This is a genomic window from Pseudomonas sp. SJZ074 (assembly GCF_007828215.1).
Classification (GTDB): domain Bacteria; phylum Pseudomonadota; class Gammaproteobacteria; order Pseudomonadales; family Pseudomonadaceae; genus Aquipseudomonas.
Genome location: NZ_VIUE01000066.1, coordinates 1 through 1,268, shown reverse-complemented (window position 1 = coordinate 1,268; position 1,268 = coordinate 1). Strand labels below are relative to the sequence as shown.

The following is a 1,268-nucleotide window of genomic DNA, read 5'->3' as shown; positions in this document are numbered from 1 at the left end:
TGTGGGAGCAACTGTCTTGGATGATTTATTTAGCCATTCTTTTTCAAGGCAGCAAAAGCTCTCACAGCTCTTGGCAGTGCAGATATCTGGAGAGGCTCCCGCAGTCCAATCTAGGCTGCGCGTCCCTTCCAGTCAGAACCGTCACGGATCATCGCGTTAAGGCGTACCAACAAAACGCGCATACAAGCGATAAGAGCCACTTTGGCGCATTTGCCTTTCTCGCGAAGCGCTTTGTACCGCGCATTGAAGTCAGGCTGGAACCTAATCACTGACCAGCAGGCCATGTACAAAGAACGCCTGGCGGCGAACCTGCCGCCGCCTATATGACGCTTGCCTTTATGCTGGCCGCTATCGTCGTTGTAGGGGGCTATTCCGGCCAATGCAGCAATCTGGTGTCTGCCAACCTCGCCGAGCTCTGGAAGATAGGCCATTAAACTCGCCGCTGTAACGAGCCCTATTCCTTTGACCGAGCACAAGTGGCTCATCCTTTCACGGTCCAAGGCCTGAACACTCTGGTCGATCAGTTTTTCTATCGACTTCACAGCCTTGTACAAATAGCTGATATGGCTCTGCAGCGCTGGTTTGACTGCCTCAGACGAGGCCGTTTTGAGTCTGCGCCTGTCATCATCCATCTGCTGAACAAAGTGTTCCCGTTGCTGAACCAACGCGCGCAAATTGTCTTGTTCGGCACTGGTGACTCGGCTATCGGGAGATTTTATGACAGCTGCAAATTGCGCTAGAAGACGCGCATCTATCGGATCGGTTTTGGCCTGCTGTCCCATTGCCTTGGCAAAATTCTTCGCTCGGCATGGGTTGATCCGTATGACGTCAAAGCCCGCAGCCTGAAGTGCCTTCATGACTTTGCGCTCATAACCGCCAGTGGCCTCCAGTAACACGCGACCCACCTGGTGCAGCATCAGCCATCCAATCAACCCAGGAAAATCACCTTCGGCATTAGGGCATCTAATCCCGGCCTCCAGCAGATTGACCTGAACCTCGAGACTGTCCTTGGAAACATCAATACCGGCATAGGAAAACATAGCCAAACCCTCTTACACTCAAAGTGAGAGCGCTCTGGCTTGGCCCACGCTTGTAACTGTTCGAGGTGGGCTCGTTCAACTGTTCGGGCTCAATGACCAGAGTGGAGAGGTGAGTGGCAGCATGGGCTCCCACACGTGCTTTAAGCACTCCAGGCATTCAGCTTGCCACTCACCGCTCTCACCATCAGTTTAATCGCAGAGCAAGACACAAGCGGGCTTGCTCGCGAA

At 53.5% G+C, this 1,268-nt stretch carries 1 protein-coding gene; it reads right to left on the bottom strand.

Annotated features, from left to right (window positions below; translation table 11 throughout):
- Positions 1–110: 110 nt before the first annotated feature.
- Positions 111–1,040, bottom strand: a complete 930-nt coding sequence (locus FBX99_RS28770; RefSeq protein ID WP_145133817.1) for a transposase — start codon at positions 1,038–1,040, stop codon at positions 111–113.
- Between the last annotated feature and the right edge of the window lie 228 nt (positions 1,041–1,268).